This window comes from Bradyrhizobium sp. 2S1 (genome assembly GCF_011516625.5).
Lineage (GTDB): Bacteria > Pseudomonadota > Alphaproteobacteria > Rhizobiales > Xanthobacteraceae > Bradyrhizobium > Bradyrhizobium septentrionale.
In genome coordinates, this window is the sequence record NZ_CP147717.1 from 4,619,131 (window position 1) to 4,638,709 (window position 19,579).

General features: G+C 59.3%; 9 protein-coding genes and 6 pseudogenes. 11 read left to right on the forward strand and 4 right to left on the reverse strand.

Translation table 11 applies throughout. The annotated features are described in order from the left end of the window. Positions 1 to 28 precede the first annotated feature (28 nt). The 3 genes from HAP54_RS21850 to dctA form a co-directional block, all read right to left on the reverse strand. Entirely contained in the window at positions 29 to 706 is a 678-nt protein-coding gene (locus HAP54_RS21850) for a response regulator transcription factor (RefSeq protein ID WP_166303793.1), read from the reverse strand. Beyond that, complete coding sequence (locus tag HAP54_RS21855; RefSeq protein WP_166303796.1) at positions 703 to 3,375, reverse strand: PAS domain S-box protein; 2,673 nt, start codon at positions 3,373 to 3,375, stop codon at positions 703 to 705. Before HAP54_RS21855 ends, HAP54_RS21850 begins: the two co-directional genes overlap by 4 nt. A 931-nt stretch (positions 3,376 to 4,306) precedes the next feature. Continuing rightward, complete coding sequence (gene dctA, locus HAP54_RS21860; protein ID WP_166303799.1) at positions 4,307 to 5,629, reverse strand: C4-dicarboxylate transporter DctA; 1,323 nt, start codon at positions 5,627 to 5,629, stop codon at positions 4,307 to 4,309. Positions 5,630 to 6,118: 489 nt separating this feature from the next. On the opposite strand from dctA, the pseudogene HAP54_RS21865 reads away from it, so the two are divergent. The 11 genes and pseudogenes from HAP54_RS21865 to HAP54_RS21915 all read left to right on the forward strand — a co-directional run. After that, positions 6,119 to 6,347, forward strand: a pseudogene (locus HAP54_RS21865) (DNA-binding protein); the annotation flags it as partial. A 237-nt stretch (positions 6,348 to 6,584) separates the two neighbouring features. Next, a pseudogene (locus HAP54_RS21870) lies at positions 6,585 to 7,633 on the forward strand (Rieske 2Fe-2S domain-containing protein). Positions 7,634 to 7,636: 3 nt separating this feature from the next. Further along, a pseudogene (locus tag HAP54_RS21875) lies at positions 7,637 to 8,388 on the forward strand (GntR family transcriptional regulator). Between the two features lie 10 nt (positions 8,389 to 8,398). Continuing rightward, positions 8,399 to 9,383 (forward strand): annotated as a pseudogene (locus HAP54_RS21880) (PDR/VanB family oxidoreductase). A 1,129-nt stretch (positions 9,384 to 10,512) separates the two neighbouring features. Further along, the gene (locus HAP54_RS21885; RefSeq protein WP_166308237.1) at positions 10,513 to 11,190 is read left to right on the forward strand and encodes a molybdate ABC transporter permease subunit; all 678 of its coding nucleotides are present in this window, start codon (positions 10,513 to 10,515) and stop codon (positions 11,188 to 11,190) included. 1,384 nt (positions 11,191 to 12,574) lie between these two features. Then, complete coding sequence (locus HAP54_RS21890; protein ID WP_166303802.1) at positions 12,575 to 13,675, forward strand: hydrogenase small subunit; 1,101 nt, start codon at positions 12,575 to 12,577, stop codon at positions 13,673 to 13,675. A 13-nt stretch (positions 13,676 to 13,688) separates the two neighbouring features. After that, positions 13,689 to 15,020, forward strand: a pseudogene (locus HAP54_RS21895) (nickel-dependent hydrogenase large subunit); the annotation flags it as partial. 181 nt (positions 15,021 to 15,201) lie between these two features. After that, positions 15,202 to 16,038: an HK97 family phage prohead protease gene (locus HAP54_RS21900; protein WP_339156889.1), complete on the forward strand. Its 837-nt coding sequence runs from the start codon at positions 15,202 to 15,204 to the stop codon at positions 16,036 to 16,038. A gap of 24 nt (positions 16,039 to 16,062) precedes the next feature. Further along, positions 16,063 to 17,235, forward strand: coding sequence for a phage major capsid protein (locus tag HAP54_RS21905; RefSeq protein WP_166303808.1), 1,173 nt, complete (start codon positions 16,063 to 16,065; stop codon positions 17,233 to 17,235). Positions 17,236 to 17,264: 29 nt separating this feature from the next. Continuing rightward, positions 17,265 to 17,588 (forward strand): hypothetical protein, encoded by a 324-nt coding sequence (locus HAP54_RS21910; protein ID WP_029084510.1) that lies wholly within the window; start codon positions 17,265 to 17,267, stop codon positions 17,586 to 17,588. A 236-nt stretch (positions 17,589 to 17,824) separates the two neighbouring features. After that, positions 17,825 to 18,922, forward strand: coding sequence for a phage portal protein (locus tag HAP54_RS21915; protein ID WP_234583992.1), 1,098 nt, complete (start codon positions 17,825 to 17,827; stop codon positions 18,920 to 18,922). On the opposite strand, the pseudogene HAP54_RS21920 reads toward HAP54_RS21915, so the two are convergent. Continuing rightward, positions 18,886 to 19,491, reverse strand: a pseudogene (locus tag HAP54_RS21920) (IS630 family transposase); the annotation flags it as partial. The gene HAP54_RS21915 and the pseudogene HAP54_RS21920 overlap by 37 nt on opposite strands. Positions 19,492 to 19,579: the final 88 nt, after the last annotated feature.

Genomic DNA, 19,579 nt, shown 5'->3' on the forward strand with positions numbered 1-19,579 from the left:
CTTGAGTGTTGAAATTGTAAAATCATACTTAGGTTTGTTCGGGCCGATTTGCGCGGATGCTCAGCGTCTCAGTCATTCTGATCAAATCCGCGAGCGACCGGGCGCGCATCTTTTTCATTACGTGTCCCCGGTAGATCTTGACCGTAATCTCGGCGAGCCTCAGTTCGGCGGCTATCTGCTTGTTCATCAGGCCGGTAGCGACCAGCTTCATCACCGCCTGCTCGCGCGGGCTTAAGGTGTTAAATAGAGCCTGCAGTTCCGCGACGGTCTGCTCAGCCTTCCGTCTTTTGCGATCACGTTCGGTCGCGGCGACCACGGCGTCAAGCAGCTCCTGATCGCGAAACGGTTTTGTGAGAAAATCGACGGCTCCGCCTTTCATGGCCCTGACGCTCATGGGAATGTCGCCATGGCCGGTGATGAAGATGATCGGAATATGAATGTTCAACCGCGCCAGGTCAGCCTGGAACTCAAGTCCACTCAGACCTGGCAGCCGGATATCAAGAACCAGGCAGCTAACAACATCGGGAAGCCCGCTCTGGAGCATTTCGCGGGCCGATCCGAATGCAACGACGTCCAGGCCGACCGATTGAAAAAGGTTCGTTAGCGACCGACGCATCGAGATGTCATCTTCGACAACGAAGACTGTCGCATTTGCCGACGCTTCAGCTTTGCTGCCTTCGCGCGGGGGGGAAGGGCGTTCGCTCACGGCACGAGCTCCTTGTGCAACGGTAGGTCAAACCGAAAGCTCGCTCCCGGCCCCTGCTTGCGAACGACTGAAAGGCGCCCTGCATGAGCTTCCACAATCGAGCGGCAGATCGAAAGGCCCATGCCAAGGCCACTCGACTTTGTCGTGAAGAAGGGGTCTAATACTCGGTCGGTATCATCTTCAGCGATCCCGACGCCGCAATCCGTCACGGTAAGCTGCACATATCCCGTATCGTCCTCCGACGACTGAATCACCAGTTCGCGCGTCCGGTCCGTAACTGCGTCCATGGCTTCGATCCCATTCATCACCAGATTGATAATCACCTGTTGCAGCTGAATCCGATCACCGAGGATTGCGGGCAGCGCTTCCGTCAACTTGGTCTTTAGCGTCACTCGGTGGTTAACCAGCTCACGTGCCACCAGAGCAATAACATCCTTGACTACATCATTGATATCGAGCGGTACCATCTCGATCTCGCCTTTCTTCGCAAGTGCGCGAATGCGACGGATCACCTCGCTTGCCCGGATTGCGTCTTCGATTATCCACTCAACCGAACAGCGAGCGGCGGAAAGATCAGGTGTCTGGCGGCCCATCCAACCGAGGCACGCGTCGGCGTTGCTGATAATCGCGGCGAGTGGCTGGTTGATTTCGTGGGCGATGGAGGTTGTCAGCTCTCCTAGCGTCGTCACACGCGTCACATGCGCAAGCTCCGCCTGCGCCTTTCGGAGCTCTTGTTCGGTTTGATCTCCGCGAATCAAAGCGGTGATGTCGGTGCTGACGCCGCGGTAGCCGAGGAAATTGCCGTTTAAATCAAAAAAAGGCTTGCCGCTCGTCCGGACGTAGATCGGAGATCCCATACGGTTGACAGTGCGGTAGACCAGATCCCGAAACGGAAGATGCGCCTCCAGCGTCGCCCGATGTTGCCGCCACTTCTCAGGTTCTTCCTCGACGTCGCACGCGATCTCCCAGCGAGGCAGGCCCATCAATCCCGTCGCCAATATTCCCGCAGCGCTGGTGTGCTCGGATAAGTGGGTGACCTGATGATCTGGTCCCGTCTCCCAGAGCCAGTCGGAAGCTGTTTCGGCGTAATCGCGAAAGCGCTGCTCGCTTTCGCGCAGCGCGGCAAGTGTGTTTTCCAAGCGTTCCCTAGCGGCGTATTGCTCGGTGACATCCATGTGTGTTCCGATGAGTTCGCGCACATTGCCATCGCTGCCGACCACCACATGCGCGACGGAGTGTATGCGTCTTATCCCGCCATCTGCTAGAAGGATTCGAAAATCATACTCGAAGCGCTCTTCCTTGCCTTCGATAGCCTGGCGCTGCACTTCCTGAAGCCGCGGCAGGTCATCTGGATGAACGCGCGACCGAATGGTCTCGATCGATACAGTCTCTTGCGGTTCAAAGCCAAATAGACGGTCGACCTCAGCGGAGCGATACACAAAGTCGAGACTGTAGAGGTCCCAGGACCAGCTGCCCGTGTGACTGAGACGCTGGGCCTCGGCCAAATAGGCTTCGCTACGGCGTAGCTGCTGTTCTACTTGCCTTGCTGCCGTGATATCCGTCGCTGCGCCGACAAACTCGATGTCACCGGTGGCAGTTCTTGTTGCTCGCGCCCGCGCGTGGATGTGCTTCACCGAGCCGTCCGGCAGCAGCAACCGGTATTCGTGCTCGAAGTCCCTTGGGTCTCGCATCGCTCGATCGATGATCTCTTGGACCGAAGCTTTATCGTCTGGATGGGTACGCTCGACAACCAGTTCCGGCGTAGGAGCCGTCTGCGGGTCCAATTGGAAAATTCGAAAGTTCTCCTTTGACCAAAAGACCTCGCCGGTAGCAACGTTCCAGCCGAAGCTGCCTGTGTGGCTCAACTCCTGCGCCTGAGCCAAATGGGCTTCGCTCCGCTGCAGGGCAAGTTCGGTTCGCTTTCGCTCCGTGACATCTTCGCACGCTATTAGGACAATGGGCTGGTCATCGGCCCAGAGCATGGCTTTAGCGTTTTCACGTACCCACAGTACCGAGCCGTCTTTCCTGATTTTCTGGACATCCCAGGTGTGCGATTGGCCGATATCTTCAAGGCAGGTGCGAACGCATTTGTGAACGAACGCGCGATCTTCCTCGAGAAAGATTCCCAGCACGGATTGGCCGATCAGTTCGTCGCGGGCATAGCCGAGTTGTGTCGCGCCGAAGGTATTGACGTTGAGGACCGTACCGGCTTCATCGAGCATGAAGTACATGGCCGGGTTGTGCTCAAAGATCGCGCGCCACCGTTTTTCGCGATCCTTCAAATCGGCCGCGCCGCGCCGCAGCTGGGCCGCAGCCTCATGCGTAGCCTCTCTTTCCTGGCGGACTCTTCCGATCAGGTGTGTTCCAACGATCGAGACAGTAAGAAATGCGACGACCACCGGAAGAGCTTGGGGGTCGTCAATCCGTAGACTGAACGCCGGCGGCACAAAGCAGTAGGCCAAAGCAGCGATGGCTAAGACGGAAAGCGCGTATGATGCGACAAAGCTGCCGATCAACGAAAACAGCAATATCACCAGCAGATAGACGAGCGCCATCGCGGCGAAATGCGTTTGAAGGTAAAAGGAAGCTAGCGTCACCACCGCCAGCGTTATGCTGCCGAAGGCAAACTGCGTGGCCGAACGTTTGAAATTGCTGATCTGATTATGCATTCTTCGACCGTCCGGCCGTTATGCGGCAGGAGAGCTATAACATTCTAGGCAAAAATAAGGCAATCCTTTCTGCCCCAGAGACGCACACGAGCATTTCCGGGATCGATTGCTTACGGTTGAACTGAGCACGTACCGAAGAAAGGCGCATTACAAACGTACGTATAGTTGTCCTAAACCATTCAATATCGCGCTGACATGCGTACAACCGAGCCCGGGCTATCTGTTTTCCTTCGCTATTGAAACGCTCGCGGGCGCGTGAGGCTGCGGCCGAGCACAGCTGCGTGGCGCCAAGGCACATCAAGGTCAGGGTCAGCGGCCACATCAATTCAGCTAAGCGCTGACGCTGAACAATGCGGCAGGCCTTGCCTATGCGGAGAGAGCAGCGAAAAGCTCTGGAGCGCCGTGACGTTACCCTCTGGGATCCATCTCAGGCTGGTGAAGGGGCCAATCTGGTCCACCGTGATCACGTCCATCGCGGTCTCTTCCGCAATGCGCACCGGAACAAGCCAGATGATCGAGTTGCGCCAGCGAGGTCGCCGTCGGACGTGGCGGGTTCATCAGTAGCCACGTACCAACCGTTTCATGGGCGGACCGGGTACCGTGGACCGTCACGCCGCACAGATTCTGTCATTAACCGTATGCTCTGGCTCGGCCAACCTTGCCCCGGCATTTGGATGGCCAGGAGCTGTACCTCAAAAGGCGCGCCTGGAGATGGCTGCCGAAAACAATGCTCTCTTTTCCCTTTATATGTGAGGATCTTTCTCAGAGCAGTTGCCTGGACCGCAGCGCAAAGCAGGCGGTCCGAGATCGCGTGAGAAAACGCTCCGGTTTGCAGTTCAGGTCGGCTGCGCCGATCTGAACTGCGAAGAATCACAAGTTTGGGCAACACTCGCGTTCGACGCGTCTTGTAATCACGGATAAAGTCCGTGGCCTACCTCCTTGTGCTTCTAATGTCGATGCTGGTGGAATCGGCGGGCTGGTTGAGCCGGGCGTGCAGCGTCCCGTGCTTGAGTTCGCCTTCCCACCAGGAGACGAACACAGCTGCGATGCCGTTGCCGGTGATATTGGTAAGGGCTCGTACCTCGCTCATGAACTTGTCGATCGAGAACACGATTGCCATGCCCGGCACTAGCGCTGGGTTGACCACCGACAACGTAGCAGCGAGCGTGATGAAGCCCGCGCCGGTGACGCCGCTTGCCCCCTTCGAGGCCAGCATTGCCACGAGTAAGATCGTGAGCTGCTGGCCAAGAGTGAGATCGACCCCGAGCGTCTGGGCAATAAACAAGGTCGCAAGCGTCATATAGATGTTGGTGCCGTCGAGGTTGAAGGAGTAGCCGGTTGGCACCACGAGGCCGACCACGGGCTTGGAGCAGCCCAGCCGCTCGAGCTTCTCCATCAATTGCGGCAGCGCGCTTTCCGAAGACGAGGTGCCGAGCACGATTAGAAGCTCATCCTTGATATAGGCAATGAACTTGAAGATCGAAAAGCCGACAAGGCGCGCGATCAGGCCGAGAACGACCACTACAAATATCGCGGCCGTCGCATAAAATAGCGCGATCAGACCGATCAGATTACCGAGCGCCGCCGGCCCGAACTTGCCGATCGTGAAGGCCATTGCGCCGAACGCGCCGATCGGAGCCGCTTTCATGATGATAGCGATCACGCCGAACACCGCCTGCGCAACGTCGTCAATCATGCCGCGCAGCCGCGCTCCACGCTCTCCCAGCGCCATCAGCGAAAAGCCAAACAGGATCGCGAACAGGAGCACCTGCAGAACATCGCCGCGAGCCAGGGCGCCGACCACGGTATCGGGAATGATATTGAGAAAGAAATCGACGGTTTTCGAGGCTTCCGCCTGCTTGACGTAATTGGCGACTGCCGCAGCATCGGGTTTGACGGCAAGGCCACGGCCGACTTGAACCAGATTGCCCATGACAAGGCCCAACACCAAGGCAAAGCTGGAGACGATTTCGAAGTATACCAGCGCCTTGACGCCGACGCGCCCGACTTTCTTTGCGTCCTGAATATGCGCGATGCCGGATGCAACGGTGCAGAAGATGATCGGCGCGATCACCATCTTGATCAGCTTGATGAAGCCGTCACCGAGCGCCTTGACCCAGTCGTTGGTCGCGACCGATGGCCACTGCCATCCGACGATGGCGCCAATCACGATAGCGATCAACACTTGGACGTAGAGAATTTTATACCAGGTTTGCGACGCGCGCGCAGGCGCCGCAGTTGCCATGGTGGTCATGACGCTTCCTTCCCGAATTCCCTCGAATGTGAGCCGCCGCGTCGTGAGAGCCGACGGCATCATACGAGGCTGTCCTTTTAGCCGTAGCCGTGTCCGATTGAAGACGGTTCCGGGAGCCGGCGCGTCATTCCAAAGGCAGGCATTCAGTCACGTTATCTTTTTCGGCAAGCAAGATTTGCACCAGACGCTAATCTGCGGCCGATCAAACCAGGCATAAGCCGTCTATCTCTTGATGAGGTTATCTGAATGCTCGGACCTGCGTTCGCATGTTCGAATGGAAGGCGTTGCGCTGGGTGGCGTATCTCTTGCTCTGGCAGGGCACGTAAGCCGAGTCGCGTCTCAGCGTTGAAGCTTAGCGTGATCGGAATGTGTCGAGTGCCGAGTTGATGCAACAGTGCGTTGCATTGGTAAAATCGATTGTTTGGATCGCAGGTATCCACGCGATGGAAGCTTGGCGACATCTGAGCATCAGATCGAGATTCTTTTTGGGCGCGTTATCTCTGCTTGGCGGGCCGCACGCTCAAGAAGCACCGGACATATGGCGCAGGGCCAACGTATCGACGAATTTGGCGGTCGCGTCATCTACGCACTGGATGAGCTGAAAGCGTGGGCCGATCTCGCTGTCAGGGCGTCAACGTCCGATCCCGGTAAAGGCATTGTTGCTGCCGGCCAAGAATCGCCCAAGGCTGCGCCCTATGCACGCCAGGAGTCATGGTGATCGCCGCATGAGAATAGCGACGATGCAGGACTGAGATGCAGCAGGATGTGCCGTCTGGCGATGTCCCGGGAGTTTGACCAAGCTGATGCCTCTCCATCGCCGGCCGGGATATATAGGGTTGATAAAATCGAATCTTGTATACATGCTGTCATTCCGACGACCATTTTGACTGCAAAAATTTCTCATAATGAGCATATTTCCCACGAAATCTCGAATTAGTGTATACACTAAAGCCGCATGAGCGATTGCTTTCCGACCAATGCCTGTACGCGGCCGCTTGGGATGCCGAGGTCAAGCAGGCGCTGTTGCCGCGCACGATCTGCGGCAGGCACGCCGTAATGTATCGGCGGGCCGATGGTGAAGTGGCGGCGCTGGAGGATGCCTGTTGGCATCGGTTGGTGCCGCTCTCAAAAGGGCGCCTTGAGGGCGACAGCGTTGTCTGCGGCTATCATGGGCTGAAATTCAATGCGCAGGGGCGCTGCACCTTCATGCCCTCGCAAGAGACAATCAATCCCTCCGCATACGTGCGTGCCTATCCCCTAGTCGAGCGCAATCGCTTCATCTGGCTGTGGATGGGCGATCTGGCGCTGGCTGACCCAGATTTGGTGCCGGACATGCACTGGAACGACGATCCTGCTTGGGTCGGTGATGGTGAGACCATTCACCTCAAATGCGACTATCGTTTGGTCGTCGACAATCTCATGGACCTGACGCACGAGACTTTTGTGCACGGGGCCAGTATTGGCAACGACGCCATCGCGGAAGCGCCGCTTGACGTCACGCACGGCGAGAAGGCTGCCACAGTAATGCGCTGGATGAAGGGGATTACCCCCGCCGCCGTTCTGGTCGAAACAGTTGCAAAAGCCTGGTCGGGTGGACCGCTGGCAAATCATTCGTTTCGAGGCGCCGTGCACCATCAATATCGACGTCGGGGTGGCGCCCGCCGGAACAGGCGCGCCCGAAGGCGATCGCTCGGCGGGTGTCAATGGTATGGTTCTCAACACCATCACGCCCGAAACGGAGACGACCTGCCATTATTTCTGGGCATTCGTACGTAATTACCGCTTAAGCGAACAGCGTCTGACCACCGAACTCCGCCAAGGCGTTTCCGGCATCTTCCGAGAGGATGAGCTTATTCTCGAGGCGCAACAGCGCGCCATCGACGAACATGCCGATCGGGTCTTCTACAACCTCAACATCGACGCTGGCGCGATGTGGGCACGCCGCCTGATAGATCGCATGATCGACGCGGAAATCCGCCGCAGCACCGGCAAGCCGCGGAGTAGGACATGGCCGAGCGTGACAGCGATCGCTCTGTCTCACAGACGGTGCGTGCCCAGCTCAGTTTGCGCGATCTGATTCTGTCGGGTGATTTGCGGCCCGGCGAACGGATCTCCGAATTGCAGGCTGTGGAGGCGACCGGCGCCTCGCGCACTCCGGTGCGAATGGCGCTGGTTCGACTGCAGGAGGAAGGGCTTTTGGAAGCGATCTCTTCCGGCGGTTTCATGGTAAAGGCATTCTCCGAGCGTGATGTCGTGGACTCGATCGAACTGCGCGGCACGCTCCAGAGGCTGGCCGCACGCGTTGCCGCCGAGCGCGGTGTTTCTTTGCGCGATCTCGAACCCTTGAAAGGTTGTCTTGACGAGACTGACGGTCTTGTGCGGCAGGATCCAATCTCCGTCGAGACTTTCTCCTCCTACGTCGCGCTCAACGCGCGCTTTCACGCGCTGCTGACGGAATTGTCGCGCATCCGCCCTTGATCAGGCAGGTCGATCGCGCGTCCGCATTACCGTCCGCCTCGCCTAGCGGCTTTGTGATGACACAATCGACACTGCCGGATGCGCGCCACACACTCCTAATTGCGCAGGATCAACACCGCGTCGTAATCGACGCAATCGAAAATCGAGAAGGCGCGCGGGCCGAAGCAATCATGCGGGAGCACGCGCAAGTGGCGGCGCGCAATTTGCGCTTGGTGCTCAAGAACAAGACGCATTCCGACCTGCTGCCGGGACTGGCGCTCATTAGGATGGCAGGCGATTGAAGGGAGCTGCATGCGGTTCATTGAAAGCTGGATACCCGCAACCCTCGTTGCGACATGCGATCTGACGCCTTCGATCCGCGAGCTGCTGATCAAGCCGGACAACTTTGATAGCGCGGCCTATCCGGTGGGCAGCCATATCAATGTCGCCGTCACTGTCGATGGACACGGCCGGAGACGCGGTCCTACTCCTTGGTCGGCGAAGTCGACCGGGCGGGCTATGGCATTGCGGTGCGGCGCGTGGAGGGAGGCTCGCGCGGCGGCTCGCAGTACATGTGGTCGCTCTCGCCGGGCGCGCGGCTGACCATTACATTGCCGGTCTCACTGCTGTCGATAGACTGGGCGCGCCGGCACTACTGCCTAATCGCCGGGGGCATCGGTATTACGCCACAAATAGGGGCAGCTCAGGCGATAGCCCGCCGCGATAGCCAATTCACTTTACATTATGCCGTGCCTTCTCGTGATCAAGCCGTCTATCTGGATGTCCTCGTCCCCTTGCTGAACGAGAGACTTAATATCCATGCAAGCAACGAAGGGCGTCGGCTCGATTTCGATGACTTGTTCGCCCCGCTGCCGCCTGACGCCTTGACACTCTTGTGTGGTCCGATGCGGATGCTCGATACGGCGCGCCGGGCTTGGACCGGCGCAGGGCGCGCACTATCGGACCTACGCCACGAGACCTTCGGTTCGAGTGGCTCGCTGCCGACTGAAGGTTTCCGGGTGTGCCTTGCAGATCGTGCCATCGAGCTAGTGATTCCGCGCGATCGCTCGTTGCTCGATGTACCAATGAAGCTGGTTACGACGTGATTGCGGATTGCCGGCGCGGGGAGTGCGGCGTCTGTGCGATCGATCTCGTCAACATCGACGGTGAACTTGACCACCGCGACGTCTTCTTCAGCGAGCAGCAAAAGCGCGCGAACGCAAAGATCTGTGCATGTGATTCTCGCGCTCACGGCACGATCACCCTCGATATACTACATCGCCTGGACACGATATAGGCTCGTTGCAGCGCTTGTTTCGGCAGTGGGTCCTAGTCCAGCGCTCGGAACAACTGGCGCATGACCACGCATGGGACTGTGGCGCGGTTGCCGGCCGTCATGCCTGCTAGCGTTTAAGGAACGGCTAACCAATTCTTCGAAGCAGGAGATGCACGCGAGGATTTCCGTCGAGTATCCGGAACGTTATGAGACCCCAAGGGCATCTCGCGCACGTCAACTCTGCAGTTTCATTGTGCGGCGCTGTCCGCTCGAGGACAATGATGCCAGAAAGCTGACAGAGCGTTAGGTCCACTCCACAGCAGTGCCCATCTATGCGCGTTTTTCCTCACGTTGAGCACGGAGTGCATCACATTTGGCAAGCGGCACAGACATTGCTGGACGACAAGACAGGAGCTGCTGCCGTCAGACTGGGTGAAGCGGCCCTGTCACAGGAGTCTCCGATGAGGCCTGCGATTTCCGCCCTCTTGCCCTCTCTCGCAGAAATGACGCGCGTCAATATGGCACCCCTCATCAAATTCCTCATGCCGACGGATAGGCTTGCCGGATTGTCAAAGCGGGCGAGGTGGTCCGAAGCCATGTTGAATGTCATAGCGGGCACTGAGCTATACAGCCAGGCCACGCAAGCTCCAACATTTCTGGCGTTTCGCTCGGGCGACCGCGGTCGCCCGGCTCGGCTGCTTGAGGGCGGCCTCGCGCCTCCGGAAAGCCACTTCGCCTCTCTGGCGAGTTCGGCTTCGAACGTTGTGAATCGTGCGTGCAAGCCGTCGTCGTTCTCCGTGCCGTCGATCTGCAGGCGCGTCGTCGCCGCAAAAGGGACGAGTGGGCCGGACACCGCAGATGCATTCGCAATGGGGAAGGCGGCGCGGCCGAAGCTAGTACAGTGTGCGTCGATCCCACAGATTGATCGATTGATTCAGACCGGAGATTCTGAATCGCCGCTAAAAGGGAACGATGTGAGAACGCGCCGGCGGTTAGCAAAGGACCTTGTGAACCGACCTGGCAGGATGCCTCGCTTCTGGAGGTTGGATCCGGCCAAAAGGCGCTGCATGCCAAATCCTTCAGCAAGCCGGACGTGCAGGCGATCGCTCTGCCGATATGGCAACGTGCTCTCACCGTGGAGCTGACGCACATGGATACCTTTTCGGCCGAGATCTGGCAATCCGTTGCGCTCACGATCGAGCTCGCCAGCATGACGACGATGATCCTTTTGGTTGTTGGCGCGCCACTCGCGTGGTGGCTGGCACGTTCAAAGACGGTTTTGAGCAAGGCGGTGGCGACGATCATCGCGCTGCCGCTGGTGCTGCCTCCGACGGCGCTTGGTTTCTGCGTACTCGTCCTGCTCGGCCCGAACAGACCGGGTGGCTTTCTCGCCTCTTTCTGGGGCGAGCACACGCTCGCCTTTACCTTTGCAGGAATTGTAGTCGGATCGGTCCTCTCAGCGTTCCCTTTGGTGGTGCAGCCGATCCATAATGCCTTTATTGCGATAGGCGGGGGACCGCTCGTCAATCAGCGTGCTTCTCCATTGTATGCCTTCATTACTATCGGTCTGCCGTTGGTGCGACTGGAGTTTCTCAAGGCTGCCTTGGTTGGCTTTGCTCATTCGATCGGCACCTTCGGCGTAGTGATGATGATCGGCGGCAACATTCCTGGGCGCACCAAGGTGTTGTCAGCTTATGTCATTGACTATGTGCAAGCATCGCGCTGGAGCGAGGCAAGTTGGATTGCCGGCGGTATGGTGATGTTTGCCTTTGCCGTCATTTTTATTCTAACCTTCATCGACAAACGCTGTGCCAGAAGAGGCACATGAGGGCACCAGCCCTGATTGAATCCGCTTCGGTATGACGGCCAGACATGTCCGATCGTGAGCGAGCAGCAGCATTGCAAGCCGGATCCGGTCATCCGTTATGGCCGCGGCTGCCGCTGGAATCGGCTTTAATTCGCCGCACGTCGCGCCTCTGCCCGAGGCTAGGGCTTGACGTCGGAGTTCCAAGAGCCGCCTTGCCAAACTGGAGGAGCTCTGCGCTCGCCAGATCGCTGGCAAGTGCGTGCCGGCGCGGGTTGCATCGCCTGAGGCGGCAAGCTCATCCACTAAAAGGCATACGGGCAATTCGATCCCTGCGAAAGCAACATCGATGCGCTTCGAAGCGATATTCGCAGTCGCGTCCGTCGCCAAACCGATAATGGCGATTGCCTATTACGCTGATGCGGCAAGTTGCCTACCCCTGCAGGCCGAGATTACCGCTCACTACCCGGACTTCGCAAAAACATGAAAGTAGAGGGGGGCAGCCTGACGGTTGATCAAAAATTCGAACGCCGAGGGCGCCATAGATCAGCCTCACTTATGGCGCGCCCGGATAGCTCGGATCAAGCAGCGCGTCTTCATCCGGATTTCGTAGCTCCGCCGGTCAAGAGCGATGAACAGGCTTTCATCGAAGCCATACTAAGCTGCCGCTGCCCCATCTTCTCGACCGATGTGCTCGGGATTGTCGTCGAAAAGTCAGCGAACAGCGATTGTGACAGTATCCTGCGAACAGCCCGTGGAGGCTGATCGAAACGCAAGATGCCACGTTCCATTTGTCGGGATCGCAACGCGAGCGCCCCGCGCGTCAATTTCTAGACGCCCCTCTGACAGGAAAGCCACAGAACTCGAGCTCCTCGAAAGTCCGACGAAGTTTGACTGCGGGGGAGTTTGCGTATTTGCGACAGTCCATGACGATGTGCGGTTTGGACAAATGCTGCTAAACGGCAGGACCTCGATGGGCAACGCTTTCGAGATCTCAAGACGGCGCATCACATAATCTCCAACGACTTTGCGGGATTGGGACTCGGAGCGGCTGTGCGCGCATGAAAGGGCTCCTCGGCGCTTCCAGGCAATTCAGGTAAGTTGACCTGGACTGGCGCCGCTGGATGAGAGCTTTGAAGGTCCAGACTCCGATTATAGATCCTGTGAAAGTGCTCGCGCAGCAAGCGCCCACTGAATGAAAGATGCATCGGATCGATCCGCCCCGACGGATCATTAGCACGAATGGCGGGCAACGCGTAGCTTGTGCCTCGCGAGCTCGGTTCGCTCATCCCTACCGATAATCGCGAAGCGGCGGCGCGTATCTGCCGAGTGTGCTCCCATGCGGTGGCCTGTTTCTTGCTGTCGAGGTCAGTAATTGTTACGGCCGACAAGTCACTTGGAAGGGGCCATGGGCGGGGCATCGGAAACTTTCTACAGCGTGATCAGACGTCAGGGTATCACGCGTCGTAGTTTCCACAAATTCTGCAGTTTGACAGCCGCGAGCTTCGGACTCGGTTCGCTCGCCGCAAGCGGTATTGCTTCCGCCTTAGAGACCAAGCCGCGTGTGCCGGTCATCTGGATGCACGGGCTCGAGTGCACCTGCTGCTCGGAAAGCTGTATCCGATCGGCTCATCCGTTGATTAAAGACACGCTGCTATCGATGATTTCGCTCGACTATGACGACACGATCATGGCGGCGGCAGGACACCAGGCCGAAGCCATCCTGGAGGAAACCCGTGCCAAGTACAAGGGCAAGTATGTGCTTGCCGTGGAAGGCAATCCGCCGCTGAACGAAGGGGGCATGTTCTGCATAGACGGCGGCAAGCCGTTCGTTGAAAAGCTCAGGTCGATGGCGGAAGAGTCCATGGCGATCGTCGCTTGGGGCACGTGTGCGTCCTCGGGCTGCGTGCAAGCGGCCGAGCCCAATCCGACTGGGGCGGTGCCGATCGATAAGGTGATCAGCAACAGGCCGATCATCAAGGTGCCCGGGTGCCCGCCCATCGCAGAGGTCATGACCGGCCTGGTGACCTTCATGACCGCGTTCGGAAAGCTGCCGCAGCTCGATCGCCAGGGACGCCCCAAGATGTTTTATTCCGAGCGCATTCACGACAAGTGCTATCGGCGTTCCCATTTCGACGCTGGCCAATTTGTCGAGGAGTGGGACGATGAGGGCGCACGCAAGGGCTATTGCTTATACAACATGGGCTGCAAGGGGCCGACCACTTACAATGCCTGTTCGGCCGTTCGGTGGAACGGCGGCGTGTCATTCCCGATTCAATCTGGCCACGGCTGCTTGGGCTGCTCCGAAGACGGCTTTTGGGACAAGGGTTCATTTTACGACCGACTCACGACCATCAAGCAGTTCGGCATTGAGAAGAACGCCGATCAGATTGGCATGGCCGCTGCCGGCGTTGTTGGGCTGACCGTCGCTGCGCATGCGGCGGTCACGGCTGTGAAACGGTTGACCCACAAGCCGGATCGCGCAGCTGACAAAAGTAAGCCGAGTTGAGGGGAAGGTGACGGTGGCTGTCCAGACACCAAATGGGTTCAATCTCGATCCTTCTGGCAAGCGAATTGTCATCGATCCGCTGACCCGCATCGAAGGCCACCTGCGCGTCGAGGCCAATGTCGATTCTGATAATGTGATCCGCAATGCGGTCTCGAGCGGGACGATGTGGCGTGGCATCGAAGTCATCCTGCGCGGGCGCGATCCGCGGGACGCCTGGGCCTTCACCGAGCGGATTTGCGGTGTCTGCACCGGCACCCATGCGCTCACCTCCGTGCGCGCCGTTGAAAATGCGCTAGGGATCGCCATTCCGGAGAATGCCAACTCGATACGCAATATCATGCAACTGTGTCTGCTTGTGCATGATCACCTGGTGCATTTCTACCACTTGCACGCGCTCGATTGGGTTGACGTGATGTCCGCGCTCAAGGCCAATCCCAAGTCGACGTCGGCGCTGGCGCAGTCTATCTCGCCCTGGCCGCTGTCGTCCCCTGGCTACTTTAAGGATTTGCAGATCAGGCTCACTAAGTTCTTCGGATCCGGGCAACCCGGTCCGTTCAAGAATGGCTATTGGGGGCATCCGGCCTACAAGCTTCCACCGGAAGCGAATCTGATGGCCGTGGCGCATTATCTGGAGGCGCTCGATTTCCAGAAAGAAATCGTCAAGGTCCAAGCGGTCTATGGGGGCAAGAACCCGCATCCGAACTGGCTGGTCGGCGGCGTGCCCTGCGCGATCAATATCGACGGAACTGGCGCGGTGGGTGCGATCAATATGGAGCGGCTTAGCTTAGTGTCCTCGATCATCGATGTGTCCTCGATCATCGATCGTTCGATCGAGTTTGTCGAGCAGGTCTATCTGCCGGACATTGCAGCGATCGGCTCGTTCTACAAGGACTGGCTGCATGGCAGCGGGCTTTCGGGCAAAGGTGTGATGTCCTATGGCGACATCCCCGAAAATGCCAACGACTGTTCCGCGAAAAGTCTCAAGCTGCCGCGCGGCGTCATTCTTGATGGCGATCTCAGCGAGGTGTTGCCGATCGACCATGGTGATCCCGAGCAGATTCAGGAATTCGTCGCCCATTCATGGTATAAATATCCCGGTGGGGTCTGCGGACTGCATCCTTGGGATGGCATCACCGAGCCAAGTTTTCAGCTTGGGGCAAAGGTCAAAGGCAGCAAGACAGATATCAAGGAGCTCGATGAAGGCGGCAAGTATTCCTGGATCAAAGCGCCGCGTTGGCGCGGCCACGCGGTCGAGGTCGGGCCGTTGGCGCGATACATCATCGGTTGTGCGCAAGGCAAAGCCGAGTTCAAGGAGCCGGCCGAGAAACTGCTCAAGGGGCTTGACGCTCTTGAACACCGAGGTGAGCGTGACCGCGCCAGTCACCGATGCAGCAGTGACCGGCAGCGTCACATCCGCATTGATCGCGGCGGCGATAGCGTCGGCGATCTCGGGGATGCTGAAGCGCAACAAGAATATCACGCGACAGGACATCGAGCCCGATGATGACGAGTCGCATTCCGACTTCATGGATCGATGCATCGACGAACTCGGCGATGCCGAGGAGTGCCAGATTATCTGGGACAATCGCGCCGCCGATGGCATCCGCTACAAGACGCATGCCGCCAAGGTCAACGGTCTCGAGTTCGTGCTCTCCGATGAAACGCCGGATCGCATGGACGATGTCATCATGTCGGACGGCTGGGACCTCACGAACTTCAAGCGCAATCCGATTGCGCTGTTCGGCCATCAAAGCAGCTTCCCGATTGGCAAGTGGAAGAATGTCCGCGTCGTAGACAAGGAGCTGCGCGGTGTTCTGGAGCTGGCCCCGGAAGGCACTTCCGACCGCATCGATGAGATCAGGCGGCTGATCGATGCCGACATCCTTCGCGCTGTCAGCGTCGGCTTCAAACCGAAAGAGAGCAAGCCGCGACCGGGGGCCGACTTCGGCCTGTTCTTCACCAAAAGCGAGCTGGTCGAGACCAGCGTCGTCTCCGTGCCCGCGAATCCGAATGCGCTCGCGGTCGCCAAGTCTCTGAAAATTTCCCCCGCGACTATCGACCTCGTCTTTGCCGGGAAAGGCACCAAGGACGGGATCAAGCGGCGCGGGATCACCGGCGGGCAAGCCGACACCCCATCGTTTGGTAGAAAGGGCACGACAATGTCGTTTGCTCAAAGGATCGCTAACTCCGAGCAGCGGCTCGTCGCATTGCGCGACCAGCTTGCTGCGCACTGGGAGAAGACCGACGAAACCAATGTCAGCGACGAGCAGCTGAAGATCGCCAATGATCTGAACGAGAAGATCGAGCGCGAAGAGAAAACGCTCGAAGCCCTGCGCGGTGCCGAGAAGACTCTCGGCGAGTAGTCTGATGATGGTGGCCGCACCATCATGGTGCAGCGTGGCAGCACAGCAGTTCGGCCCCATGCTGAGCCGCTGCGCCCGCTCTCGGTGCAGCGCAAGAAGATCGAGCCGCAGGAGCTGCTGGTCCGCTTGGGTGTGGTCCAGCTGCTGGCGCATCAGCAGCGCAAGCCGGTCGATCTCATCATGCGCGAGGTCTATGGCGAGGATGAAGCACTGCGCGCTGTCTACGATTGGGCAGTGAAGGCCGCGACAGCACCCGCAATGGCGACCGTAGTCGGCTGGGCCGCTGAGCTGGTGCAGCAGATGAACATCGGCTTCATGGAAACCTTGATGCCGAAGTCGATCTATCCGCGCCTGTCGGCTGCAGGTCTGAACCTGTCGTTTGGCACCAACGGCAAGATCGTGGTGCCGACGCGGGCACTGACGCCGACCATCGCGGGCTCCTTCGTCGGTGAAGGTCTCCCGATCCCTGTTCGTCAGGGTCTGTTCACTTCGCAGGCGCTGACGCCCAAGAAGATGGCGGTCATCACCACTTGGACGCGGGAGATCAGCGAGCACAGCGTGCCCGCAATCGAAGGCCTGCTGCGCAATGCGATTCAGGAAGATACCGCGATCTCGCTCGATAGCGTCCTGATCGACAGCAACCCGGCAACGACGATCCGCCCTGCCGGTATCCTCAACGGCATCACGCCGCTGACGCCGACTGCTGGTGGTGGCTTCAATGCTCTGGTCGGTGACATCAAGCAGATCAGCGGCCAGCTGCTCACCGCGACCAAGGGCAACGTGCGCACGCCGGTCTGGCTGATGAATCCGCAGCAGGTCAACAGCGCTGGTCTCGTCGCAGCTCCCGGCGCGGGCGCTTTCCCGTTCCGCGACGAGATCAGCAACGGCAGGCTCTCGGGCTGGCCGATCATCGGCTCGGGCACGGTCCCGCTTGGCACCGTGATCGCGATGGATGCAGCCGACTACGTTTCGGTCGGCGGCGATGCACCGCGCTTCGAGCTGAGCGATCAGGCCACGCTGCACATGGAGGACACCGCACCGCTCGACATCGTGAGCGGCGCAGCGCCTGGCACGCCTGCCAACCCGGTGAAGTCGATGTTCCAGACTGACAGCATCGCGCTTCGCCTGATCCTGCCCATCAACTGGACCATTCGTCGGCCCGGTGTGGTCTCGGTCGTCAACGGCGTCACTTGGTAAGCGGGGCAAACCCCAGAAGGAGAATCGAAATGACCGACACCGAACGCGAGGCTGCAATCAAAAAGCAGCTGGCCGATCAGAAGTCCGAGCGGGAAGCCGCGCGCACCAAGATGGCCGAGGACATGGCCAACGCGAAGCCGACACCGACGCAGGATGAGAACGATCAGGCGGCGATGGGCCTCCATACTGGCGAGCATGAACCGGACGGCTCTCCCGAGCAGGGTCCGGACGGCAAGCCGATGCCGAAGGGTCAGGAGCATCGCACCCGGCAGGCCGAAGCCGCCAAACCCGCGCAGGGCCGAGGCGACTATTCGACTCGCTCGTCCAACCCGGCTCCTGCAAAGCATGAATGACTGACCTCGCCACCAAGCCTCGCGTGCGGATCAAAGCAGGCCGCAGCAACGCGCTTGTCTCAAAGGAGGGCGAGACGCATGCGGGGCCATGGTATCTGCCGGTCAGCGGCGGCTGGTTGCCCGCCGATGTCGGCGATAGCATCAACTGGTGGCAGAACGGCTACAGTGTTCTCTCGGCAACAGCACAGTCGGCAATGGTCGAGGCTTGCGTCTCTGCCTATGCGCAGACCGTTGCGATGTGCCCCGGCGATCACTGGCGGCTGAACGATAAGGGCGGGAGAGATCGGGTCACAACCTCGGCCCTCTCCCGCCTGCTTCGGCATCCGAATGATTATCAATCGATCAGCGACTTCCTGCTGAACGGCACGCGCTCGCTCTATCTCGACGGCAACTGCTATGCGCTGGCGCTGCGCAATGACCGCTTTGAGATCGATGAGCTGCATCTGATGCAGCCGAAGCTCTCCTATCCCCGGCTGGCGCAGACCGGCGATATTTTCTATCAGCTCGGCGGCAACGACATCATCGCCAAGCGGCTCGGCGACGAGACCCTGATCGTGCCGCAGCGCGATGTGCTGCACATCCGGCTGCACAGCATGCGGCAGCGCTTCCCGACTCCGCTGGTCGGCGAGTCGCCGGTTGTCGCGGCCTACAGCGATGTCGGCATGGGCGCGGCCATCGCGCAGCAGCAGCTGTGCTTCTACATGAATGAGGCGCGGCCCTCGGCGGTGCTCTCGACCGATCTGGTGCTCGACAAGGATCAGGTCCAGGCGCTGCGGGATCGCTGGAACGATCAGGCCAAGGGCCAGCATCAGGGCGGCACGCCGATTCTTACCGCAGGGCTGAAGGTGCTGCCGTGGTCGCAGGGCGGCAAGGATGCCGCGACTGCCGAGATGCTGAAGCTGTCAAACGAGCATATCGCGCTCGCCTTCCGCATCCCGCCGCAGGTGCTCGGCATCGGCGGCAACAATCTGTCATCGACCGAGCTGCTGATGCAGAGCTGGATTTCGTCCGGTCTCGGCTTCGCGCTCAACCACATCGAGGAATCCATCGGGCTGCTGTTCGGCTTGAAGGGCCAGCCTGACGAATATGTCGAGTTCGATACTGCGGCGCTGCTGCGTTCGGCGCTGAAGGATCGGATCGAAGCGCTGGCGCGCGGCGTTCAGGGCGGCATCTATGCGCCCAATGAGGCCAGAGCCTTCGAAGGTCTGGATCGAGCAAAGGATGGCGACGAGCCGCGCGTGCAGCAACAGGTGGTGCCTCTCAGCCAGATCGAGGCAACCCCGCCAGCTCCCGCGAGGCCGGTCAAGGCGCGGCCATTGGGCAACTTCAGATAACCCTGCGCTCGCTCTAAAGCTTGGATCGAGGGCTTCTCGTCCACGCATAGCACAATGGCCTTCGCGGGCGGGACGACGTAGAGGCCAACAACATCGGCGGCTTTGGCCGTAAAGTTCGGATCGTTGCTCTTGCACCAGGACTTGCGAGCCGCAAGGTCAATCTTGTGGCTACGCAGGAACCGCCAGACATATTGGACATCAACATCGCCCAGCGCCTCGGCCAGCAGCGGGCCAGTCCAGCGCGCAAACCCCTGCGGTGGCGGCTTATCCAGCAGCTTCAGAATCCGCTTGTCGGTGGCCTTCGTATAGATCGGCTGCTTGCCGGGCCGCGGCTTGTCGTGCAGTCCTTCAAGGCCATGATCGGCATAGCGGTGTCGCCAAAGGCTGACAATCCGCGGCTGGACTCCGACTTCTTTGGCGATCGAGCGGGTGCTGCGCCCGTCCGCCGCCAACAGAACTATCCGCGCCCGCTTCAAATCGCGCTGCAGCGTCACCGGCGAGCGACAGCACGCCTCAAGAACCTTGCGGTCTCTCCGCGAAAGGTGGACTTCTCTTGCTTCGGGGATCATCCATATCTTGAATCACGACTCACGTTCCAAGAAGAGTGGGTACTAGCCCGTCTTATTCGTCAGAGTGCGCCTGAGAGGCTGGCGAGCG

What these genes read in the sequence shown, in the direction of transcription:
- HAP54_RS21855 (WP_166303796.1), bottom strand. Translation starts at nt 3,375, where the DNA reads ATGCATAATCAGATCAGCAATTTCAAACGTTCGGCCACGCAGTTTGCC.
- HAP54_RS21885 (WP_166308237.1), top strand. Translation starts at nt 10,513, where the DNA reads ATGGATACCTTTTCGGCCGAGATCTGGCAATCCGTTGCGCTCACGATC.
- HAP54_RS21905 (WP_166303808.1), top strand. Translation starts at nt 16,063, where the DNA reads ATGGTGCAGCGTGGCAGCACAGCAGTTCGGCCCCATGCTGAGCCGCTG.
- HAP54_RS21900 (WP_339156889.1), top strand. Translation starts at nt 15,202, where the DNA reads ATGGATCGATGCATCGACGAACTCGGCGATGCCGAGGAGTGCCAGATT.
- dctA (WP_166303799.1), bottom strand. Translation starts at nt 5,629, where the DNA reads ATGACCACCATGGCAACTGCGGCGCCTGCGCGCGCGTCGCAAACCTGG.
- HAP54_RS21910 (WP_029084510.1), top strand. Translation starts at nt 17,265, where the DNA reads ATGACCGACACCGAACGCGAGGCTGCAATCAAAAAGCAGCTGGCCGAT.
- HAP54_RS21915 (WP_234583992.1), top strand. Translation starts at nt 17,825, where the DNA reads ATGTGCCCCGGCGATCACTGGCGGCTGAACGATAAGGGCGGGAGAGAT.
- HAP54_RS21890 (WP_166303802.1), top strand. Translation starts at nt 12,575, where the DNA reads ATGGGCGGGGCATCGGAAACTTTCTACAGCGTGATCAGACGTCAGGGT.